The organism is Streptomyces longisporoflavus (assembly GCF_014649775.1).
Lineage (GTDB): Bacteria > Actinomycetota > Actinomycetes > Streptomycetales > Streptomycetaceae > Streptomyces > Streptomyces longisporoflavus.
The window spans coordinates 31,738-48,829 of the sequence record NZ_BMTR01000019.1; the positions used below are offsets into that span (position 1 = coordinate 31,738).

Sequence of the window (17,092 nt, forward strand, 5' to 3'; positions counted from 1 at the left end):
GTGGAGACCGATCGTCGTACCGCACAATGCAGTGCCGCAGGTCACAGCACTCCCAAGTGGCGAGACACGTGGTCCGGCGGCCGAGTGCGACCGATAAACTGGTCTCGGACGACGCCGGGCGCAGCCCCCGGCCGTCCACCAATGATCAGCCAGCAGCCGCTGCAACCACAGGGAGCGATGTGTCCCGCCGTCTCTTCACCTCGGAGTCTGTGACCGAGGGTCACCCCGACAAGATCGCTGACCAGATCAGCGACACCATTCTCGATGCCCTTCTGCGGGAGGACCCGAAATCCCGGGTCGCCGTGGAGACGTTGATCACCACCGGCCTGGTGCACGTGGCCGGCGAGGTCACCACCAAGGCGTACGCGCCGATCGCGCAGCTGGTCCGCGACAAGATCCTCGAGATCGGATACGACTCCTCGAAGAAGGGCTTCGACGGCGCCTCCTGTGGCGTCTCGGTGTCCATCGGCTCGCAGTCCCCCGACATCGCGCAGGGCGTCGACACGGCGTACGAGAAGCGTGTCGAGGGCGACGAGGACGAGCTCGACAAGCAGGGCGCGGGCGACCAGGGCCTGATGTTCGGGTACGCCTGCGACGAGACCCCGGAGCTCATGCCGCTCCCGATCCACCTCGCGCACCGTCTCTCGCGCCGGCTCTCCGAGGTCCGCAAGAACGGGACCATCCCGTACCTGCGCCCCGACGGCAAGACCCAGGTCACCATCGAGTACGACGGCGACAAGGCCGTCCGCCTCGACACGGTCGTGGTCTCCTCGCAGCACGCCTCCGACATCGACCTGGACTCGCTCCTGGCCCCCGACATCCGGGAGTTCGTCGTCGAGCCCGAGCTGAAGGCGCTCCTCGAGGACGGCATCAAGCTGGAGACCGAGGGCTACCGCCTCCTGGTCAACCCGACGGGACGCTTCGAGATCGGCGGCCCGATGGGCGACGCCGGCCTCACCGGCCGCAAGATCATCATCGACACGTACGGCGGCATGGCCCGGCACGGCGGCGGCGCCTTCTCCGGCAAGGACCCGTCCAAGGTCGACCGCTCGGCCGCCTACGCCATGCGCTGGGTCGCCAAGAACGTCGTCGCGGCAGGCCTCGCGGCCCGCTGCGAGGTCCAGGTCGCGTACGCGATCGGCAAGGCCGAGCCGGTGGGCCTGTTCGTGGAGACCTTCGGCACGGCCACGGTCGACACGGACAAGATCGAGGCCGCGATCAGCGAGGTCTTCGACCTCCGCCCCGCCGCGATCATCCGCGACCTCGACCTGCTCCGCCCGATCTACTCCCAGACCGCCGCGTACGGCCACTTCGGCCGGGCGCTCCCCGACTTCACGTGGGAGCGCACGGACCGCGTGGACGCGCTGCGGAAGGCGGCGGGGCTCTAGGCTCCCTCGCACGGCGAGTTTTCGACGAGGCCCGGTGCCCCTCATGGGGTGCCGGGCCTCGTCATGTCCCGGTGCGTATCGGGCCTGCGATCGTGTCAGTGCGGTCTGGTAGGAATGCTGCTGTGAGCAGCGAGAACCAGAAATCCGAAGGGGCCGGCGGGGCCGAGCCTCCGGAGCAGCTTGCGCTCATTCGGGAAGCGGTGCGCAAGGCCGACGTGCCGCGGGCCAAGCCGCGGACGTGGCGGGGGGCCGCGTTGGCCAAGAGTCTGCCTGTGGCGCGGGTGCTCGTGGACAAAGGTGTGCTGCACCTTGACCGGTACTTCGACTACGCGGTGCCCGAGGAGCTGGACGAGCAGGCGCAGCCGGGGGTGCGGGTTCGCGTGCGGTTCGGGGCCGGGGCGCGCAATGTGCGGGGCGGGCGGCGTGAGGGCGGGGGGCTGATCGACGGGTTCCTCGTCGAGCGGGTCGCCGAGTCGGACTACTCCGGGCCGCTGGCCGCGCTGGCGCAGGTCGTTTCGCCCGAGCCCGTGCTCGACGGGGAGTTGCTCGGACTCGCGCGGGCCGTGGCCGACCGGTACGCGGGCAGCCTTGCCGACGTACTGCAACTGGCCGTTCCGCCCCGGCACGCCAGGGCCGAGGCACGGGAGACGGGGGAGGTGCCGCCTCCTCCGGCCGCGCCTGACGCAGGCTCCTGGCGGCGGTACGGGCACGGGGCCGAGTTCTTGGGGGCACTCGCCTCAGGGGGCGCCCCGCGGGCCGTGTGGACTGCTCTTCCCGGGCCCGAGTGGGCCGAGGAGATCGCCAGGGCCGTGCAGGCGACCCTTGCCTCGGGGCGCGGGGCCCTTGTGGTGGTGCCCGCGGGGCGGCCCGCGGCGAGGGTGGACGCGGCGCTGACTCAGTTGTTGGGGGCGGGGCAGCATGCTCTGCTCACCGCCGACGCCGGGCAGGAGCGGCGGTATCGGGAGTGGCTTTCCGTGCGGCGCGGCGCCGTGCGGGCCGTCGTGGGCACGCGGGCCGCCATGTTCGCCCCCGTACGGAATCTCGGGCTCGTCGCCGTCTGGGACGACGGCGACGCCAGTCACAGCGACGACAACGCTCCCTTCCCGCATGTGCGGGAGGTGCTCGAGCTTCGGGCGTCGAGGGACAAGTGCGGCTTCCTGCTGGGGAGTTGGAGTTGCACGGTCGAGGCCGCGCAGCTCGTGGAGAGCGGCTGGGCGGCGCCGCTCGTCGCCGATCGCGAGCAGGTGCGGGGGACCGCGCCGCTCGTACGGACCGTGGGGGACGGGGATCTCGCGCGGGACGAGGCCGCCCGCGTCGCGCGGCTTCCCACTCTCGCGTGGAACGTCGTGCGCGAGGGGCTGAAGCACGGTCCGGTCCTTGTCCAGGTGCCCCGGCGGGGGTACGTGCCCCGGCTCGCGTGCGAGCGATGCCGCGAGCCCGCTCGGTGCCGCCACTGCGCGGGGCCCTTGGAGGCGCGGGACGGCGGCGGTCTCTGGTGCGGATGGTGCGGGGTGGAGGAAGGTGCCTGGCACTGCGGGGAGTGCGGGGGGTTCCGGCTGCGGGCTCAGGTGGTGGGGGCGCGGCGTACGGCCGAGGAGCTGGGGCGGGCGTTTCCCGCTGTGCCGGTGCGGACGTCCGGGCGGGAGCAGGTTCTCGACACCGTGCCGGGGAGTCCCGCCCTCGTGGTGAGTACGCCGGGGGCGGAGCCCGTCGCCGAGGGCGGCTATGCCGCTGCGCTGCTGCTCGATGGGTGGGCCATGCTGGGGCGGCCCGATCTGCGGGCCGGGGAGGACGCGTTGCGGCGGTGGATCGGGGCTTCCGCGCTGGTGCGGGCGCAGGGGGCCGGGGGGACCGTGGTGGTTGTCGCCGAGCCGACTCTGCGGCCCGTGCAGGCGCTCGTCCGCTGGGATCCGGTGGGGCACGCCGTGCGGGAGCTGTCCGAGCGGGCCGAGCTGGGGTTTCCGCCCGTGTCGCGGATGGCTTCGGTGGCGGGGACCCCGGAGGCGCTTTCGGCGTTTCTCGCCGGGGCGGAACTTCCGGGGGACGCGGTGGTGTTGGGGCCTGTTCCCGTGCCGGACGCGGGGGGCGGGCCGGGGGCCGGGCGGCGGGGTGGGGCTGCGCCTGCCGGGGAGCGGTGGGAGCGGGTCCTTGTCCGGGTGCCGCCGGGTAGTGGTGCGGCGCTTGCCGCTTCGCTCAAGGCGGCGCAGGCGGCTCGTATGGCGCGGGGGGCGGCGGAGCCTGTGCGGATTCGGGTGGATCCGCTGGATATCGGCTAGGGCCCCTTGGTCGGCCTTCCGCCTGGGTACGGCCTCCCGCTGGGAGGGGGTGGCCTCCCGCCCGGGGTACGGCCTCCCGCCCGGGGTACGGCCTCCCGCCGGGAATTCCGCTGCGCGGGGCCTGGCGCTGCGCGGGGGTTTCCGTCTCGCTTGTCGGTGCCAGGCCGCTCGTGGGTTGTGCCCACCCGTTCCGCCCTGCGGAACGCCTGCCCACAACGGCGGCGGGCGCTGGGTGGGGGAACGCCTGCCCACAACGGCGGTCGGCGCAGGGGTGGGGTGGTTTCGCGGGACGCCTGCCTGCAGCGGCGGGCGGTGCTGGGGTGGGGTGGTTTCGGGGGACGTCTGACCGCAGCGGCGGTGGGCGTTGGGGGGTGCTCGGGCATGACGACGGCGGCTGTCGCCTGGCCGGGAGTCGGTAGGTGGCAGCCGCCGTTGTCGTCGTGGTCAGCCGTTGCGAGGGCCCGGAAAAGCGTTGGGACGGGGGTCTTCGCGTAGGGCCGGGCTGCCTGCGGTGGGCTGGGTCGGCATGGCACGGGCCGCCGGGACCCCGGGGAGCGGGGCGCCGACCGTCACGGGGGGACGGGCCGTCGCCGTGGGGGACGGGATCGTCTCCGTGGCCCGCTCCGCCTCCGCCGCCGCCTGTGTCGTGGCCCGGCGGGCGCCGTAACGACGGTGCACCGCCTGCTTGGTGACCCCGAGGGCCGAGCCCACCGCGTCCCACGAGAAGCCCAGTGAGCGGTCGAAGTCCACCGCGGCGGTCACCAGCGTCTCGACGCTGTCCCGCAGTTCCTGGGCGAGACGTACGGTCGGGGCGGGCGCCCGCCCGTACACGACGAAGCCCGCGGAGGGGCTTGAGCGGCGCGGGCGGTAGACGTTGCCGAGCTGGGCGGTGAGCGTACGCAATGCGTCCACCTGCCGGCGGACCCGCTCGATGTCCCGTACTAGAAGGTGCAGGCTGGCCCGAGCCTGGGCGTCGTGGGTTGCGTGGTCGGCCATGAACAAGCCTCTCGAACCGGCGTTGAAAAGGATCGGGCCGCATCCGAGGCCCGTTGTGGTCAACTCTTTCTTGACCAACGCGCTAGTCCGTGTGGGGTCACGGTGCAGGGGCGCATGCGCATATGCACAGGGCGCGTGTCCGTTCGTACGCCCCCGGATGAGCCCACCAGGGACGAACGGTTCGATACGGGCCGCCCCGCGCACAGCGTCCCGGCAGGGCGGCTCATAGACTGGTGCGCTCCCCGCACGTTCCCGTCCCGAGAGGCCGAAAGGCAACGATGAAGCTCGTCTTCGCAGGCACCCCCGAGGTCGCCGTCCCCGCCCTGGACGCCCTGATCGCCTCCGACCGGCACGAGGTGGCCGCCGTCGTCACCCGGCCCGACGCGCCCGCGGGCCGCGGCCGCAGGCTCGTCGCCAGCCCCGTCGCACAGCGCGCGGAGGAGGCCGGGATCGAGATCCTCAGGCCGGCGAAGCCGCGCGACGAGGACTTCCTGGCACGGCTGCGCGAGATCGCGCCCGACTGCTGCCCCGTCGTCGCCTACGGCGCCCTGCTGCCCAAGGTCGCCCTGGACATCCCGGCCCACGGCTGGGTCAACCTGCACTTCTCGCTGCTGCCTGCCTGGCGCGGTGCCGCGCCCGTCCAGCACGCCGTGATGGCCGGGGACGAGATCACCGGTGCCTCCACCTTCCTCATCGAGCAGGGGCTCGACTCCGGTCCGGTGTACGGCACGGTCACGGAGGTCGTCCGGTCCACCGACACCAGCGGTGACCTGCTCACCCGCCTCGCCTTCGCGGGCTCCGGGCTGCTCGCCGCCACCATGGACGGCATCGAGGACGGCTCCCTGAAGGCCGTACCGCAGCCCGCCGACGGTGTCACCCTCGCCCCGAAGATCACGGTCGAGGACGCGCAGGTGGACTGGGCCGCGCCGGCGCTCCGCGTCGACCGTGTGGTGCGTGGCTGCACCCCCGCGCCCGGCGCCTGGTCCGTGTTCCGCGGGGAGCGGCTGAAGATCATCCAGGCCGCCCCGGTCGCCGACCGCACCGACCTCGCGCCCGGCGAGCTCGCCGCCGCCAAGAACAACGTGTACGTCGGCACCGGATCGCACGCCGTCGAGCTGCTCTGGGTGCAGCCGCAGGGCAAGAAGCCGATGCGCGGCGCCGACTGGGTGCGCGGGGTGCGGATCGCCCCGGACGAGCGGCTCGGCGACACCGACGTACGCTGATTAGGTTCAGCCCCCATCCAATAGCGGAGCACCTTTGAACGACCAGCCCGCCCGGCGTCCCCAGAAGCAGGGCAAGCCCGGCAAGCCCCACCGCCGACCCAAGAAGGACCCCGTCCGCTTCCTCGCCTTCGAGGCGCTGCGGGCCGTGGACGAGCGCGACGCCTACGCGAACCTCGTCCTGCCGCCGCTCCTGCGCAAGGCCCGCGAGAAGGAGGGGCCCGACAAGTTCGACGCGCGGGACGCGGCGCTCGCCACCGAGCTCGTCTACGGGACGCTGCGCAGGCAGGGGACGTACGACGCGATCGTGGCCGCCTGCATCGACCGGCCGCTGCGCGAGGTCGACCCGCCGGTCCTCGACGTCCTGAACATGGGCGTGCACCAACTGCTCGGGACGCGCATCCCCACGCACGCCGCCGTCTCCGCCTCCGTGGAGCTGGCGCGCGTGGTGCTCGGCGACGGGCGGGCCAAGTTCGTGAACGCGGTGCTTCGCAAGGTCGCCGCCGACGATCTCGACGGCTGGGTGGCGAAGGTCGCGCCGCCCTACGACGAGGACGCCGAGGACCACCTCGCCGTCGTCCACTCGCACCCCCGGTGGGTCGTCTCCGCGCTCTGGGACGCGCTCGGCGGCGGCCGTGCGGGCATCGAGGACCTACTGGAGGCCGACAACGAGCGGCCCGAGGTGACGCTCGTGGCGCGCCCGGGGCGCACCACCGCCGATGAACTCCTCGACACGGTCGGCGAGGAGTCCGCGCTGCCGGGACGCTGGTCGCCGTATGCCGTGCGGCTCAGCGAAGGCGGCGAGCCCGGTTCGATCGAGGCGGTGCGCGAGGGTCGCGCCGGGGTCCAGGACGAGGGCAGCCAGCTCGTCGCGATCGCACTCGCGAACGCCCCGGTCGAGGGGCGCGACGAGAGGTGGCTCGACGGATGCGCGGGCCCTGGCGGCAAGGCGGCGATGCTCGCCGGTCTCGCCGCCGGCCGCGGTGCCGCCCTCCTCGCCGCCGAGAAGCAGCCGCACCGGGCCCGCCTCGTCGCGCAGGCGCTGCGCGGCAACCCGGGCCCGTACGAGGTCATCGCCGCCGACGGCACCCGGCCGCCGTGGCAGCCCGGCACCTTCGACCGGGTCCTGATGGACGTTCCGTGCACGGGACTCGGCGCCCTGCGCCGCCGTCCCGAGGCTCGCTGGCGCCGCCGTCCCGAGGACCTGGAGGGCTTCGCGCCGCTCCAACGGGGGCTGCTGCGCACCGCGTTGGAGTCCGTGCGGGTCGGGGGCGTCGTCGGTTACGCCACCTGCTCACCGCATCTCGCGGAGACGCGTGCCGTCGTCGATGACGTGCTCAAGCAGCACGCGGGCGCCGAACTGATCGACGCCCGCCCGCTGCTGCCGGGCGTGCCGGCCCTTGGCGACGGTCCCGACGTGCAGCTGTGGCCGCATCTGCACGGCACCGACGCCATGTACCTAGCGCTGATCCGGCGGACGGCCTGACTCCCGGCCCGACTCCGGCGCCGACGGCTCCGCGACCGGCCCCGTAGCCGCCCCCGACCCCGCCGACCCTGCCGGCCCCGCCGGCACGGTCGCGGGCGTGCGGGCGGCCGGGTCCTTGCTCAGGGCGTGCGGCCACCACACCTTCGGCCCCACGTCCAGGAACAACGCCGTGACCAGGACGGACCGCACGATGAAGGTGTCGAGCAGGACGCCGATCGCGACGGCGAAGCCGATCTCGGCGAACGCCACCATCGGGAGCGTGCCGAGCGCGGCGAACGTGCCCGCGAGGACCAGGCCCGCCGACGTGATGACCGCGCCGGTCGCGGCGAGGCCGGTCAGCACACCCGCACGGGTGCCCTGGCGGCCCGCCTCCTCACGGATGCGGGTCGACAGGAAGATGTTGTAGTCGATGCCGAGCGCCACCAGGAACACGAAGACGAACAGCGGGAAGTCCGTGGCCTCGCCCGCGTAGTCGAAGACGTACCGGAAGGCGAGCGCGCTGATTCCCAGCGCGGCGGTGAAGGAGAGCACCACCGTCGCGATCAGGAGCAGCGGCGCGACCAGGGCGCGCAGCAGCAAGGCGAGGATCAGCAGGACGACCACGAGGACGAGCGGGATCACCAGTTTGTTGTCGTGGGTCGTGGCGCGGTCCATGTCCACGATGGCCGCCGTGTTGCCGCCGACCTGCGCGTCCGCCCGTGGCACCGCGTGCACCGCGTCGCGCACCCGTTCCACGGTCCGCTTGGCCGCCTCGCTGTCGCTGGCGTCGGTCGTCGTCGCCTCGAACAGGACCTGGCCCTCGTACGCCCGTTTCGTCCCCGGCGGCACGACGACGCTCGTCGGGACCACTCCGCTGGTACGGGCGACCACGGCGCGGACCCGGGGGCCCTGAGCCCGGTTCGACACGATCACCAGTGGGTCACCGCTGCCCGCGTCGAAGTACTCCGCCTGCACCTCCTGGCCCACGATCGAGTCCGGCTTGTCCGTGAACGAGTCGGCGTTGCTCAGCCCTTCCGCGCGCAGCTGCGTCATGCCGAGCGCGACCACCGCGAGGGCCACCGCCGTGATGCTCCAGGTCAGGCGCGGGCGACGGGCGATGCGGCGGCCCGTACGGGCCCAGACGCCGCGTTCGGTGGGCTCGTCGGAGCCGTTGTGCGGGACCAGCGGCCAGAAGAGCCAGCGGCCGCAGACCACCAGGAGCGCGGGGAACAGCGACAGCATCGCGATCAGGGCCACCGCGACACCGATGGCAGCCACGGGGCCGAGGCCCCGCGTCGAGTTCATGTCGGCGGTGAGCAGCACCAGCATGCTGACGACGACCGTGGCACCCGAGGCGATGACCGCGGGGCCCGCCCGGTGCAGGGCGAGCTGCATCGCCTCGTGCCGGTCCTCGTGGCGGCGCAGCTCTTCCCGATAGCGGGCCACCAGGAGCAGGGCGTAGTCCGTCCCCGCCCCGAAGACGAGCACCGTGAGAATGCCCGCGCTCTGCCCGTTGACCGTCAGCCCGGCGTGCTCCGCGAGGAGATAGATGAGGGCCTGCGCGGTGAAGAGGGAGACGACCGCCGCGAGCAGCGGGACGAGCAGCAGGACGGGGCTGCGATAGGTGATCAGGAGGATCACGACGACGACGCCGCCCGCGGCCAGGAGCAGCGTCGAGTCGATGCCCTCGAACGCCTCGGAGAAGTCCGCCGACGTACCGCCGGGCCCGGTGACGTGCACCGCGAGGCCGTCGTCGCCCTCACCGGTCCCGCCGACCCGCTCCCGGATGGAATCGACGGCGGGACCGATCCGCTCCCAGCCCTTCTCGTCCATGATGATCGGCACGAAGATCTGTGCCGCCCGGGCGTCCCGGGCAGGCCTGGTGTCGAAGAGGGGGCCGCGGGTCTCCGCGCCCCGGATGCCGTGGGCGCGCAGCTCCTCGAGCTCCCTGGCGTCCTTGGCGATCTGCACCCGGTCCGCCGGAGTGAGTCCGCCCTCGCGGGCGTACACGACGATCGCCGGAATCTGTTCGGGCCTGAAGTCCTCGGAGATCTCCAGGACTTGGGTGGATTCAGCGGAGCCGGGCAGCCAGGACGACGCCTGGTTGTCCTGGGCGTCCGTGAGCTTCTGGGCGAGCGGCGCGGCCGCGACGATCACCACCAGCCAGAACAGCACCACCAGCCACTTGGTGCGCCGCCCGCACACCAGCCAGGCCACACCGCGGCTCGCCCGGCGCTGTCCGCCCGAGCGCCCCTCGGGGTGTCCCTCCGCCGGTCCGCCCGTCAGTCCGCCCGTCAGTCCGTCCGACCGTTCGTCTGGCATGGCTACCCCCGCTGCCCCACGTGGTGCCGGTGGACCGCCCAGCATGGCACGCGGTCCATGGTCAGTGGAGCCCGGAAGCCCATGCTTCGGACCGCGGGAGGCAACGAGCTCCGGGCATGGCAGTCTTGGGGCATGGCCGTGCAGATCAACCCCAGCATCCTGTCCGCGGATTTCGCCCGTCTTGCCGAGGAGGCAACAGCGGTCGAAGGCGCCGACTGGCTCCACGTCGACGTGATGGACAACCACTTCGTCCCGAACCTCACCCTGGGGGTGCCGGTCGTAGAGTCCCTGGCCCGAGCGACGGACACGCCGCTGGACTGCCATCTGATGATCGAGAACGCCGATCGCTGGGCCCCGCAGTACGTCGAAGCGGGCGCCGGATCGGTCACCTTCCACGCGGAGGCCGCCGCCGCGCCCGTCCGGCTTGCCCGGGAGATCCGCGCCAAGGGCGCCCGCGCCTCCATGGCGCTGAAGCCGGCGACCCCCGTCGAGCCGTACGAGGATCTTCTTCCCGAGCTCGACATGCTGCTGATCATGACGGTCGAGCCGGGCTTCGGAGGGCAGTCGTTCCTCGACATCATGCTCCCCAAGATCCGCCGCACCCGTGAGCTGATCAGCAAGCACGGCCTGGACCTCTGGCTCCAGGTGGACGGCGGCGTCTCGGCCGAGACCATCGAGCGCTGCGCCGAGGCGGGCGCCGACGTCTTCGTCGCGGGCTCCGCGGTGTACGGAGCGGACGACCCGGCGGCGGCGGTACGTGCATTGCGCAACCGGGCGGCGGAGGCGACGGCCGCCGCCGCATGGGCATGCGGCCACTGAGCCACGAGTACATGAACGCAGTCCCTCAGGGCTGATCAAGTACGTCGGATCTGCAAGGATGAACGACGGACCCAGGTTGCGCTGCGGCAATGCGCGATAAGCCGTGGCAATGCGCGCGAAGGCGCACCAATGCGTGTGAATGCCTATGCGTGTGAATGCGTGAACGACAGTTGCTTGAAATGACAGTGAGGAGATCGTCGTGTCGACGGGCGGCCGGTCAGCCATGCGGATGGGACCCGCGGAGCTGGTGCAGGCGGCGGCCATGGCCCGCCGCTTCTATCTCGAGGGCAAGTCGAAGATCCAGATCGCCGAGGAGTTCGGCGTCAGCCGCTTCAAGGTGGCCAGGGTCCTGGAGACGGCTCTGGAGCGGGACCTCGTACGGATCGAGATCCGTGTGCCCGCCGAGCTGGACGCGGAGCGCTCGGACGCGCTGCGCGCCCGCTACGGCCTGCGGCACGCGGTCGTCGTCGAGTCGCCCACCTCGGTCGACGAGGTCGAGGACTCGCCCGATCCCGAGAACCTCGGTGAGGTCGCGGCGGACCTGCTCGGCGAGCTCGTCACCGAGGGCGATGTACTCGGCCTCGCGTGGGGGCGCTCGACCATCCACATGGCGGCCGCCCTCGACCAGCTGCCGCCGTGCACCGTCGTGCAGCTGACGGGCGTGTACGACGCCGGGACGGCCGAACGCGGCTCCGTCGAGGCCGTGCGGCGTGCCGCGCAGGTCTCCGGCGGCGAGGCCCACCCCATCTACGCGCCGATGCTCCTGCCCGACCCGGCCACGGCCGCCGCGCTGCGGAACCAGACCGGGATCGCGCGGGCGTTCGAGTACTTCGACAAGGTCACCGTCGCCGCCGTCTCCATCGGCTCCTGGGAGCCCGGCATCTCCACCGTCCACGACATGCTCAGCGACGAGGAGCGCGCGCATTACGCCTCGCTCGGTGTCGCGGCCGAGATGTCCGCGCACCTCTTCGACGCCGAGGGGCGTCGGGTGGGGCGTGATCTGGGGGAGCGCTGCATCACCGTCGAAGCCGATCGGCTTCGACGGATTCCCGAGGTCGTCGCCATCGCCGGCGGGCAGCGGAAGGCGGCGGCGATCGACGCCGTGCTGCGGTCCGGGCTTGTCACCAGCCTGGTCACCGATACCGCTGCGGCCGATCAGCTGTTGGTTCGCGGGGCTACTCCGCATCCCGCGCTGGACCGGGCGGACCCGGACGGCGGCTGAGTCTCCGCGGGCCCGCTGCGGCTGAGCGCGCCTACGCGGCGGAGCCGTACATGTCACAGCCCCGCGCCCCTTCGGGGCGCTGCCGTGCGGCGGTGCGGGCACTACCGGGAGTGCGCCGTGCCCACCCCCGGCGAGCGTGACCGGGGCGCCAGGCGCATCGACTGAGATGAGGCGGTACTGAGATGACGTCCGAACCGCTGGCGCCGGTCCTCGAAGCCGTGCGCGCCGCAGGAATGAGCACCGGCACGCTCGACCTGAGCGGGGTGCGCGACAAAGCGGCCTTCATGGACCGCTGTGCCCGCGCGCTCGATCTGCCCGACTGGTTCGGGCGCAACTGGGACGCGCTCGCCGACTGCCTCACCGACCAGGGCGGGGCGCCCGGCTCACCCGGCCGCCTGCTCGTGGTCACCGGCTGGCAGGAGTACGCCGAAGCGGCTCCGCAGGACTGGACCGTCGCCCGGGAGGTCTTCACGGACGCCGTGGAGTACGCACGGGAGCGCGGGACGGGCCTGGAGATCGTTCTCGCGCTCGGCACGCGATCCTGAGCGGACGGTGATCGCCGCGCGGGGTATTTGGAGGATCCGACCAGGGTGCTTCTGCCCCGGCTGGGTGATCATCCCAGGCGGCGGACGGCCCCGGACATGGGACACTGAAGTACGTGCTTTTCCCCCGGCCTAACTGTCCGGGGGCCACCTCTGATCGACTGGGATGAGCAGCACGTGCGCTTCCTCAATGACATCCAGCCTGCGTACGACCTGACGTACGACGACGTTTTCATGGTCCCCCGGCGTTCCGCCGTCGGATCGCGTCAGGGCGTGGACCTCTCGTCGCCGGACGGCACCGGCACCACGATCCCGCTGGTGGTCGCGAACATGACCGCCATCGCGGGACGCCGGATGGCCGAGACGGTCGCCCGCCGCGGCGGCCTCGTCGTGATCCCGCAGGACATCCCGATCGAGGTCGTCACCGAGGTCATCTCCTGGGTCAAGACGCGCCACCACGTCCTTGACACCCCGATCGTCCTGGCCCCCACGCAGACCGTCGCCGACGCGCTCGCCCTGCTCTCCAAGCGCGCGCACAACGCGGGCGTCGTCGTGGACGCCGACCAGAAGCCGGTCGGCGTCGTCACCGACACGGACCTGAACGGCGTCGACCGCTTCACCCAGCTCTCCGAGGTCATGTCCAAGGACCTCGTGCTCCTGGACGCGGACATCGACCCGCGCGACGCCTTCAACAAGCTCGACCACGCGAACCGCCGCTACGCACCCGCGGTGGGCAAGGACGGCCGCCTCGCCGGCATCCTCACCCGTACGGGCGCCCTGCGCGCGACCCTCTACTCGCCCGCCCTCGACGCCAACGGCAAGCTGCGCATCGCCGCCGCCGTCGGCATCAACGGCGACGTCGCGGCCAAGGCCAAGCAGCTCCTCGACGCGGGCGCCGACACGCTCGTCGTGGACACCGCGCACGGCCACCAGGAGTCGATGATCTCCGCGGTCAAGGCCGTGCGCGCCCTCGACCCGCAGGTGCCGATCGTCGCGGGCAACATCGTCGCCGCCGAGGGCGTACGGGACCTGATCGAGGCCGGCGCCGACATCATCAAGGTCGGCGTGGGCCCCGGCGCCATGTGCACCACGCGCATGATGACCGGCGTCGGCCGGCCGCAGTTCTCCGCGGTGCTCGAATGCGCCGCCGAGGCCGCGAAGTTCGGCAAGCACGTGTGGGCCGACGGCGGTGTCCGCCACCCCCGCGACGTCGCCATGGCGCTGGCCGCCGGTGCGTCGAACGTCATGATCGGTTCGTGGTTCGCCGGGACGTACGAGTCCCCCGGCGACCTGCAGCAGGACGCCAACGGCCGCCTCTACAAGGAGTCGTTCGGCATGGCGTCGGCCCGCGCGGTCAAGAACCGCACGAGCGAGGAGTCCGCGTACGACCGTGCCCGCAAGGCGCTGTTCGAGGAGGGCATCTCGACCTCGCGGATGTTCCTGGACCCGGAGCGGCCCGGCGTCGAGGACCTGATCGACTCGATCATCGCGGGTGTGCGTTCCTCCTGCACGTACGCGGGTGCGGGGTCCCTGGCGGAGTTCGCCGAGCGGGCCACCGTGGGTGTGCAGAGTGCCGCGGGCTATGCGGAGGGGAAGCCGCTGCACGCCAGCTGGAGCTAGCGGCTTCGCGGGGAGCTGTGCCATTCGGCTGCGGGTTCGTCGTGGCTGGTCGCGCAGTTCCCCGCGCCCCTCACGGGGCGATGACCCCCGCCACTGCTTTTGCCAGCAGGGCGTGACCCTCGTCGCCCGGATGTACGCCGTCCACCAAGTGGCCGGTGTGCAGCAGGCCGCCGCCCGGCAGCAGGTCGGCGCCCGCGTCCAGGGCTGCCCGTTCCACCGCGGTCCGCAGGTCCCCGAGCGTCGCGCCGAGCGCGTTCGGCGTTGTTTCGGCGTCCGGGCGGAGCACCGGGGAGACCACCAGGAGGGGTGCGTCCGGGTGGCCCCGGCGCACCAGGTCCAGGAACGCTCGCGCGCTCTCGTACAGCAGCCCCGCCGAATGCGGCGTACGTGACCAGCAGTTCGTGCCGAAGGCGATGGTGAGCAAGTCGGCTTCGAGCGAGGCCAGTTGTTCGGCCGAGGCCAACTCCCCGCGTGCCGCGCCCGCGTAGCCGAGGTTCACCGTCTCCGCACCCAGGGCACGCCCCGCGAGCGCGGGCCACGCCAGATGCGGACGCGAGACCGACCAGCCCTCCGCGATCGAGTCGCCGTAGACGAGCCAGCGCGGTCGACGTGCGGCGGGTATCAGGGTGCCGTCGAGCGGGCGTACCGCGTGCAGGACCGGCCGGAGTGCTTCCGGCAGGTGGAGGGTGAACTCGCCTTCGGGGCAGGGGAGATGGATCAGCGTCCGGCGGTCGCCCGGCGTCGCCGGGGTGTCGATGGCTTCCTTGCCCGTGAGCAGGGTGAACGTCGCGGGTGCGTCGCGGTACGAGTCCGCCGCCGACGGGGGCGAGGCGGTGTACGCGATCTCCACGGCGCTCACCCCGCGCGCCGTGAACTCAAGGCGCACCCCGGCCGGCAGGCCCGCCCGCTCCCATGTGTCGCCGGGAAGCCGCTCCCGGTCGGCCGGGTCGGCGCGCACCACCCGGCCGTCCTCCGTCCACCAGGGCGCACCCCGCACGAACTCCCTCACCGCGCGCCCCCGATGGTCGGATAGGGGAACTTCACGCCGACACCGCCGTCCACGACGAGCGTCTGCCCGGTGACGTACGAGGAGAGCGGCGAGGCGAAGAAGAGCAGGGCCGAGGCGATGTCGGAGGTTTCGGCCACCCGGCCGAGCGGGGCGTTGCGGGCGTTCGCCGCGCGGCCCTCGTCGCCGATCAGGCCCGCCACGCGCGGCGTCCAGACGACGCCGGGCGCCACGGCGTTCACCCGTACACCGCGCGGACCGTACTCCACCGCCGCCGAGCGGACCAGGGAGATCAGGCCCGCCTTGGCCGCGCCGTACGCGGCGTGCAGGGGCGCCGCCGTCAGGCCCGACACCGAGGCGACGAAGACCAGGGGGCCGCCGCCCGCGTCGGCGAGCGCCTCGCCGCCGTACTGGACCGCGAGCCAGGCATGCCGCAGGACGAGCGAGAAGTGCCAGTCCCAGGCCGCGTCGTCGAGGTCGGCCAGGGGTGTGTAGCGGGCCATGCCGACGATGTCGACGACACCGCCGAGTGAGCCCAACTCCCTGCGTGCGCAGGCGAAGAGCTCCCGCACCTCTTCGCGCCGCGTCACGTCCGCGACGTACGCGATGCCGCCCGTCTCGGCCGCGACCGCTTCGGCGCGCCCCTTGTCGAGATCCACGCACAGGACCCGCGCGCCCGCCGCCGTGAGCGCGTGCGCGGTCTGGCGGCCGATGCCGTTGCCCGCACCGAGCAGGACGAAGGCGCGGCCGTCCAGGCGGTGCAGGGCCGCGTAGTCGGGGACGGGCGACGTGTCGAGGGGCTCGCTCACGGCGCGGCCCGCCGGGGCCGGTACGAGGCAAGTTCCGGGATGACTTCCTTGCCCAGGATCTCGATCGTGCGCAGGATCTCCCGGTGTTCCAGATAGCCCCACTGGACGTAGCAGATGAGCTGGTCGATGCCGAGGTCGGCGTAGCGCTTGGCCTTGCGGACGATGGTCTCCGCGTCACCGATGAGGATCATGTCGCCGTCGTTGAACTCCTCGACGGGGACGTTGCCTTCGATGATCGGGGTGAGGAAGGGGAAGGTCCGCGCACGCTCGTCGGGGGTCAGGTGCGGCAGCTCCCAGTCGAGGGTGAACTGCGCCAGGTTGCGGTACCACCAGGCCACCGAGTCCCAGACCCGCCGGGAGGGGCGGTCCGCCGCGTGGACCAGGGTGTACGCGCTGACGCGGTCCGTGGTGACGTCCGTGATCGGGGCGGGCGTGCGTGCCGCCGCGCGGTAGGCGGCGACCTGGCGGGCCATCGCGTCGAGCGGCTGCATGATCGAGAAGGAGAGCAGGCCGAGGCCCGCCGCGCCCGCCACCTCCGCCGACCCCGGCGAGGTCGCCGCCATCCAGCAGGGCGGATGCGGGTCCTGGACCGGCTTGGGGGTGACCATCCGGCGGGGAAAGGTGAAGCGCTCCGACTCGTAGGCGAAGTACTCCTCGCGCCACATGCCCGTGACGATCTCGATCGCCTCGCGCCAGTCGGCGCGCGACTGCTCGCGGTCGACACCGAATGCCGTCTGTTCCATGGGAGTTGACCGCCCGGTGCCCCACTCCACACGGCCGTCGGAGAGTACGTCCACCGCCGCCACCTTCTCCGCGATGCGCTGCGGGGGAGTGAAGCCGAAGGGGGTGAGGGTGACACCGAAGCCGAGTCGTATCCGCTCGGTGAGCGCCGCGAGATGCCCGAGCAGCACCTCGGGCGCGGGACAGTGCGAGCGGCCCTCGCGGAAGTGGTGCTCCACGGCCCACACCGTGCGGAAGCCGACCCGGTCCGCGAGCCTGATCTGCTCCACGGCCTCGCGGTAGGCGCGCTGCTCGGCGGTGCGCTGGCCGAGCGGGTGGGGTCCGTTCCAGGGCTTCGGTACGTCGATCTCGTACAGCACATCGAGGTCCATGGCCTGCTGACTCCCTCTCGACGGGGGTGTGCGATCGGCTCGACCGGAGTGCACGATGGGGGAGATCTGACGAAGTGTCAATGACCTTCCGCGACCCTCGGCACGCAACGGACGAAACGGACCGCGCAACGAAGACCCGCAGGAAGGGGATGTACGCAACGATCGTTCGGGCTTGCGCAAGGTTGCTTCATTACATACGTGAAGCCTGCCTCATAGAGTCGTCCGCTGTACGTGGTGTGGCGGGGACCGCCTGCTCGGCGGTCCCCGGCCATGCCCGGGTGCTGCCGCCGGTCCC

The 17,092-nt window shown here is 72.4% G+C and carries 13 protein-coding genes; 8 read left to right on the forward strand and 5 right to left on the reverse strand.

What is annotated here, in order from left to right; all coding sequences use genetic code 11:
- Positions 1–179 precede the first annotated feature (179 nt).
- Positions 180–1,388: a methionine adenosyltransferase gene (gene metK / locus IE226_RS31810; protein WP_190084885.1), complete on the forward strand. Its 1,209-nt coding sequence runs from the start codon at positions 180–182 to the stop codon at positions 1,386–1,388.
- Positions 1,389–1,510: 122 nt separating this feature from the next.
- Positions 1,511–3,664 (forward strand): primosomal protein N', encoded by a 2,154-nt coding sequence (locus tag IE226_RS31815; RefSeq protein WP_190084886.1) that lies wholly within the window; start codon positions 1,511–1,513, stop codon positions 3,662–3,664.
- Between the two features lie 444 nt (positions 3,665–4,108).
- On the opposite strand, the gene IE226_RS31820 is transcribed toward IE226_RS31815, so the two are convergent.
- Positions 4,109–4,660, reverse strand: a complete 552-nt coding sequence (locus IE226_RS31820) for a hypothetical protein (protein WP_190084887.1) — start codon at positions 4,658–4,660, stop codon at positions 4,109–4,111.
- 278 nt (positions 4,661–4,938) lie between these two features.
- On the opposite strand from IE226_RS31820, the gene fmt reads away from it, so the two are divergent.
- Positions 4,939–5,883, forward strand: a complete 945-nt coding sequence (fmt, locus tag IE226_RS31825; protein WP_190084888.1) for a methionyl-tRNA formyltransferase — start codon at positions 4,939–4,941, stop codon at positions 5,881–5,883.
- A 34-nt stretch (positions 5,884–5,917) separates the two neighbouring features.
- Complete coding sequence (locus tag IE226_RS31830) at positions 5,918–7,366, forward strand: RsmB/NOP family class I SAM-dependent RNA methyltransferase (RefSeq protein ID WP_190084889.1); 1,449 nt, start codon at positions 5,918–5,920, stop codon at positions 7,364–7,366.
- Here the strand turns inward: IE226_RS31830 and IE226_RS31835 are convergent.
- Positions 7,340–9,667 carry an MMPL family transporter gene (locus IE226_RS31835; RefSeq protein WP_190084890.1) on the reverse strand — a complete coding sequence of 776 codons (2,328 nt, stop codon included), beginning with the start codon at positions 9,665–9,667 and terminating at the stop codon, positions 7,340–7,342. The genes IE226_RS31830 and IE226_RS31835 overlap by 27 nt on opposite strands.
- A 132-nt stretch (positions 9,668–9,799) precedes the next feature.
- On the opposite strand from IE226_RS31835, the gene rpe reads away from it, so the two are divergent.
- The 4 genes from rpe (at position 9,800) to IE226_RS31855 (ending at position 13,870) form a co-directional block, all read left to right on the forward strand.
- A complete protein-coding gene (gene rpe, locus IE226_RS31840; RefSeq protein ID WP_190084891.1) occupies positions 9,800–10,486 on the forward strand; it encodes a ribulose-phosphate 3-epimerase in 687 nt (228 codons plus the stop codon).
- Positions 10,487–10,709: 223 nt separating this feature from the next.
- The gene (locus tag IE226_RS31845) at positions 10,710–11,708 is read left to right on the forward strand and encodes a sugar-binding transcriptional regulator (protein WP_190084968.1); all 999 of its coding nucleotides are present in this window, start codon (positions 10,710–10,712) and stop codon (positions 11,706–11,708) included.
- Positions 11,709–11,890: 182 nt separating this feature from the next.
- Entirely contained in the window at positions 11,891–12,253 is a 363-nt protein-coding gene (locus IE226_RS31850; protein ID WP_190084892.1) for a barstar family protein, read from the forward strand.
- 174 nt (positions 12,254–12,427) lie between these two features.
- Positions 12,428–13,870: a GuaB1 family IMP dehydrogenase-related protein gene (locus IE226_RS31855; RefSeq protein ID WP_190084893.1), complete on the forward strand. Its 1,443-nt coding sequence runs from the start codon at positions 12,428–12,430 to the stop codon at positions 13,868–13,870.
- Positions 13,871–13,940: 70 nt separating this feature from the next.
- Here the strand turns inward: IE226_RS31855 and IE226_RS31860 are convergent, their stop codons facing one another.
- From IE226_RS31860 to IE226_RS31870, 3 genes are read right to left on the reverse strand one after another with little or no spacing between them, the layout of a single operon-like run.
- Positions 13,941–14,879 (reverse strand): GDSL-type esterase/lipase family protein, encoded by a 939-nt coding sequence (locus tag IE226_RS31860; RefSeq protein ID WP_190084894.1) that lies wholly within the window; start codon positions 14,877–14,879, stop codon positions 13,941–13,943.
- Positions 14,876–15,685: an SDR family NAD(P)-dependent oxidoreductase gene (locus IE226_RS31865; protein ID WP_190084895.1), complete on the reverse strand. Its 810-nt coding sequence runs from the start codon at positions 15,683–15,685 to the stop codon at positions 14,876–14,878. Before IE226_RS31865 ends, IE226_RS31860 begins: the two co-directional genes overlap by 4 nt.
- The gene (locus IE226_RS31870) at positions 15,682–16,797 is read right to left on the reverse strand and encodes an LLM class flavin-dependent oxidoreductase (RefSeq protein ID WP_190084896.1); all 1,116 of its coding nucleotides are present in this window, start codon (positions 16,795–16,797) and stop codon (positions 15,682–15,684) included. The genes IE226_RS31865 and IE226_RS31870 overlap by 4 nt, the downstream gene beginning before the upstream one ends.
- Positions 16,798–17,092: the final 295 nt, after the last annotated feature.

Excerpts from the sequence above, each read along its gene's own strand:
- IE226_RS31820 (WP_190084887.1), bottom strand. The coding sequence starts at position 4,660 with ATGGCCGACCACGCAACCCACGACGCCCAGGCTCGGGCCAGCCTGCAC.
- fmt (WP_190084888.1), top strand. The coding sequence starts at position 4,939 with ATGAAGCTCGTCTTCGCAGGCACCCCCGAGGTCGCCGTCCCCGCCCTG.
- IE226_RS31835 (WP_190084890.1), bottom strand. The coding sequence starts at position 9,667 with ATGCCAGACGAACGGTCGGACGGACTGACGGGCGGACTGACGGGCGGA.
- rpe (WP_190084891.1), top strand. The coding sequence starts at position 9,800 with ATGGCCGTGCAGATCAACCCCAGCATCCTGTCCGCGGATTTCGCCCGT.
- IE226_RS31845 (WP_190084968.1), top strand. The coding sequence starts at position 10,710 with ATGCGGATGGGACCCGCGGAGCTGGTGCAGGCGGCGGCCATGGCCCGC.
- IE226_RS31850 (WP_190084892.1), top strand. The coding sequence starts at position 11,891 with ATGACGTCCGAACCGCTGGCGCCGGTCCTCGAAGCCGTGCGCGCCGCA.
- IE226_RS31870 (WP_190084896.1), bottom strand. The coding sequence starts at position 16,797 with ATGGACCTCGATGTGCTGTACGAGATCGACGTACCGAAGCCCTGGAAC.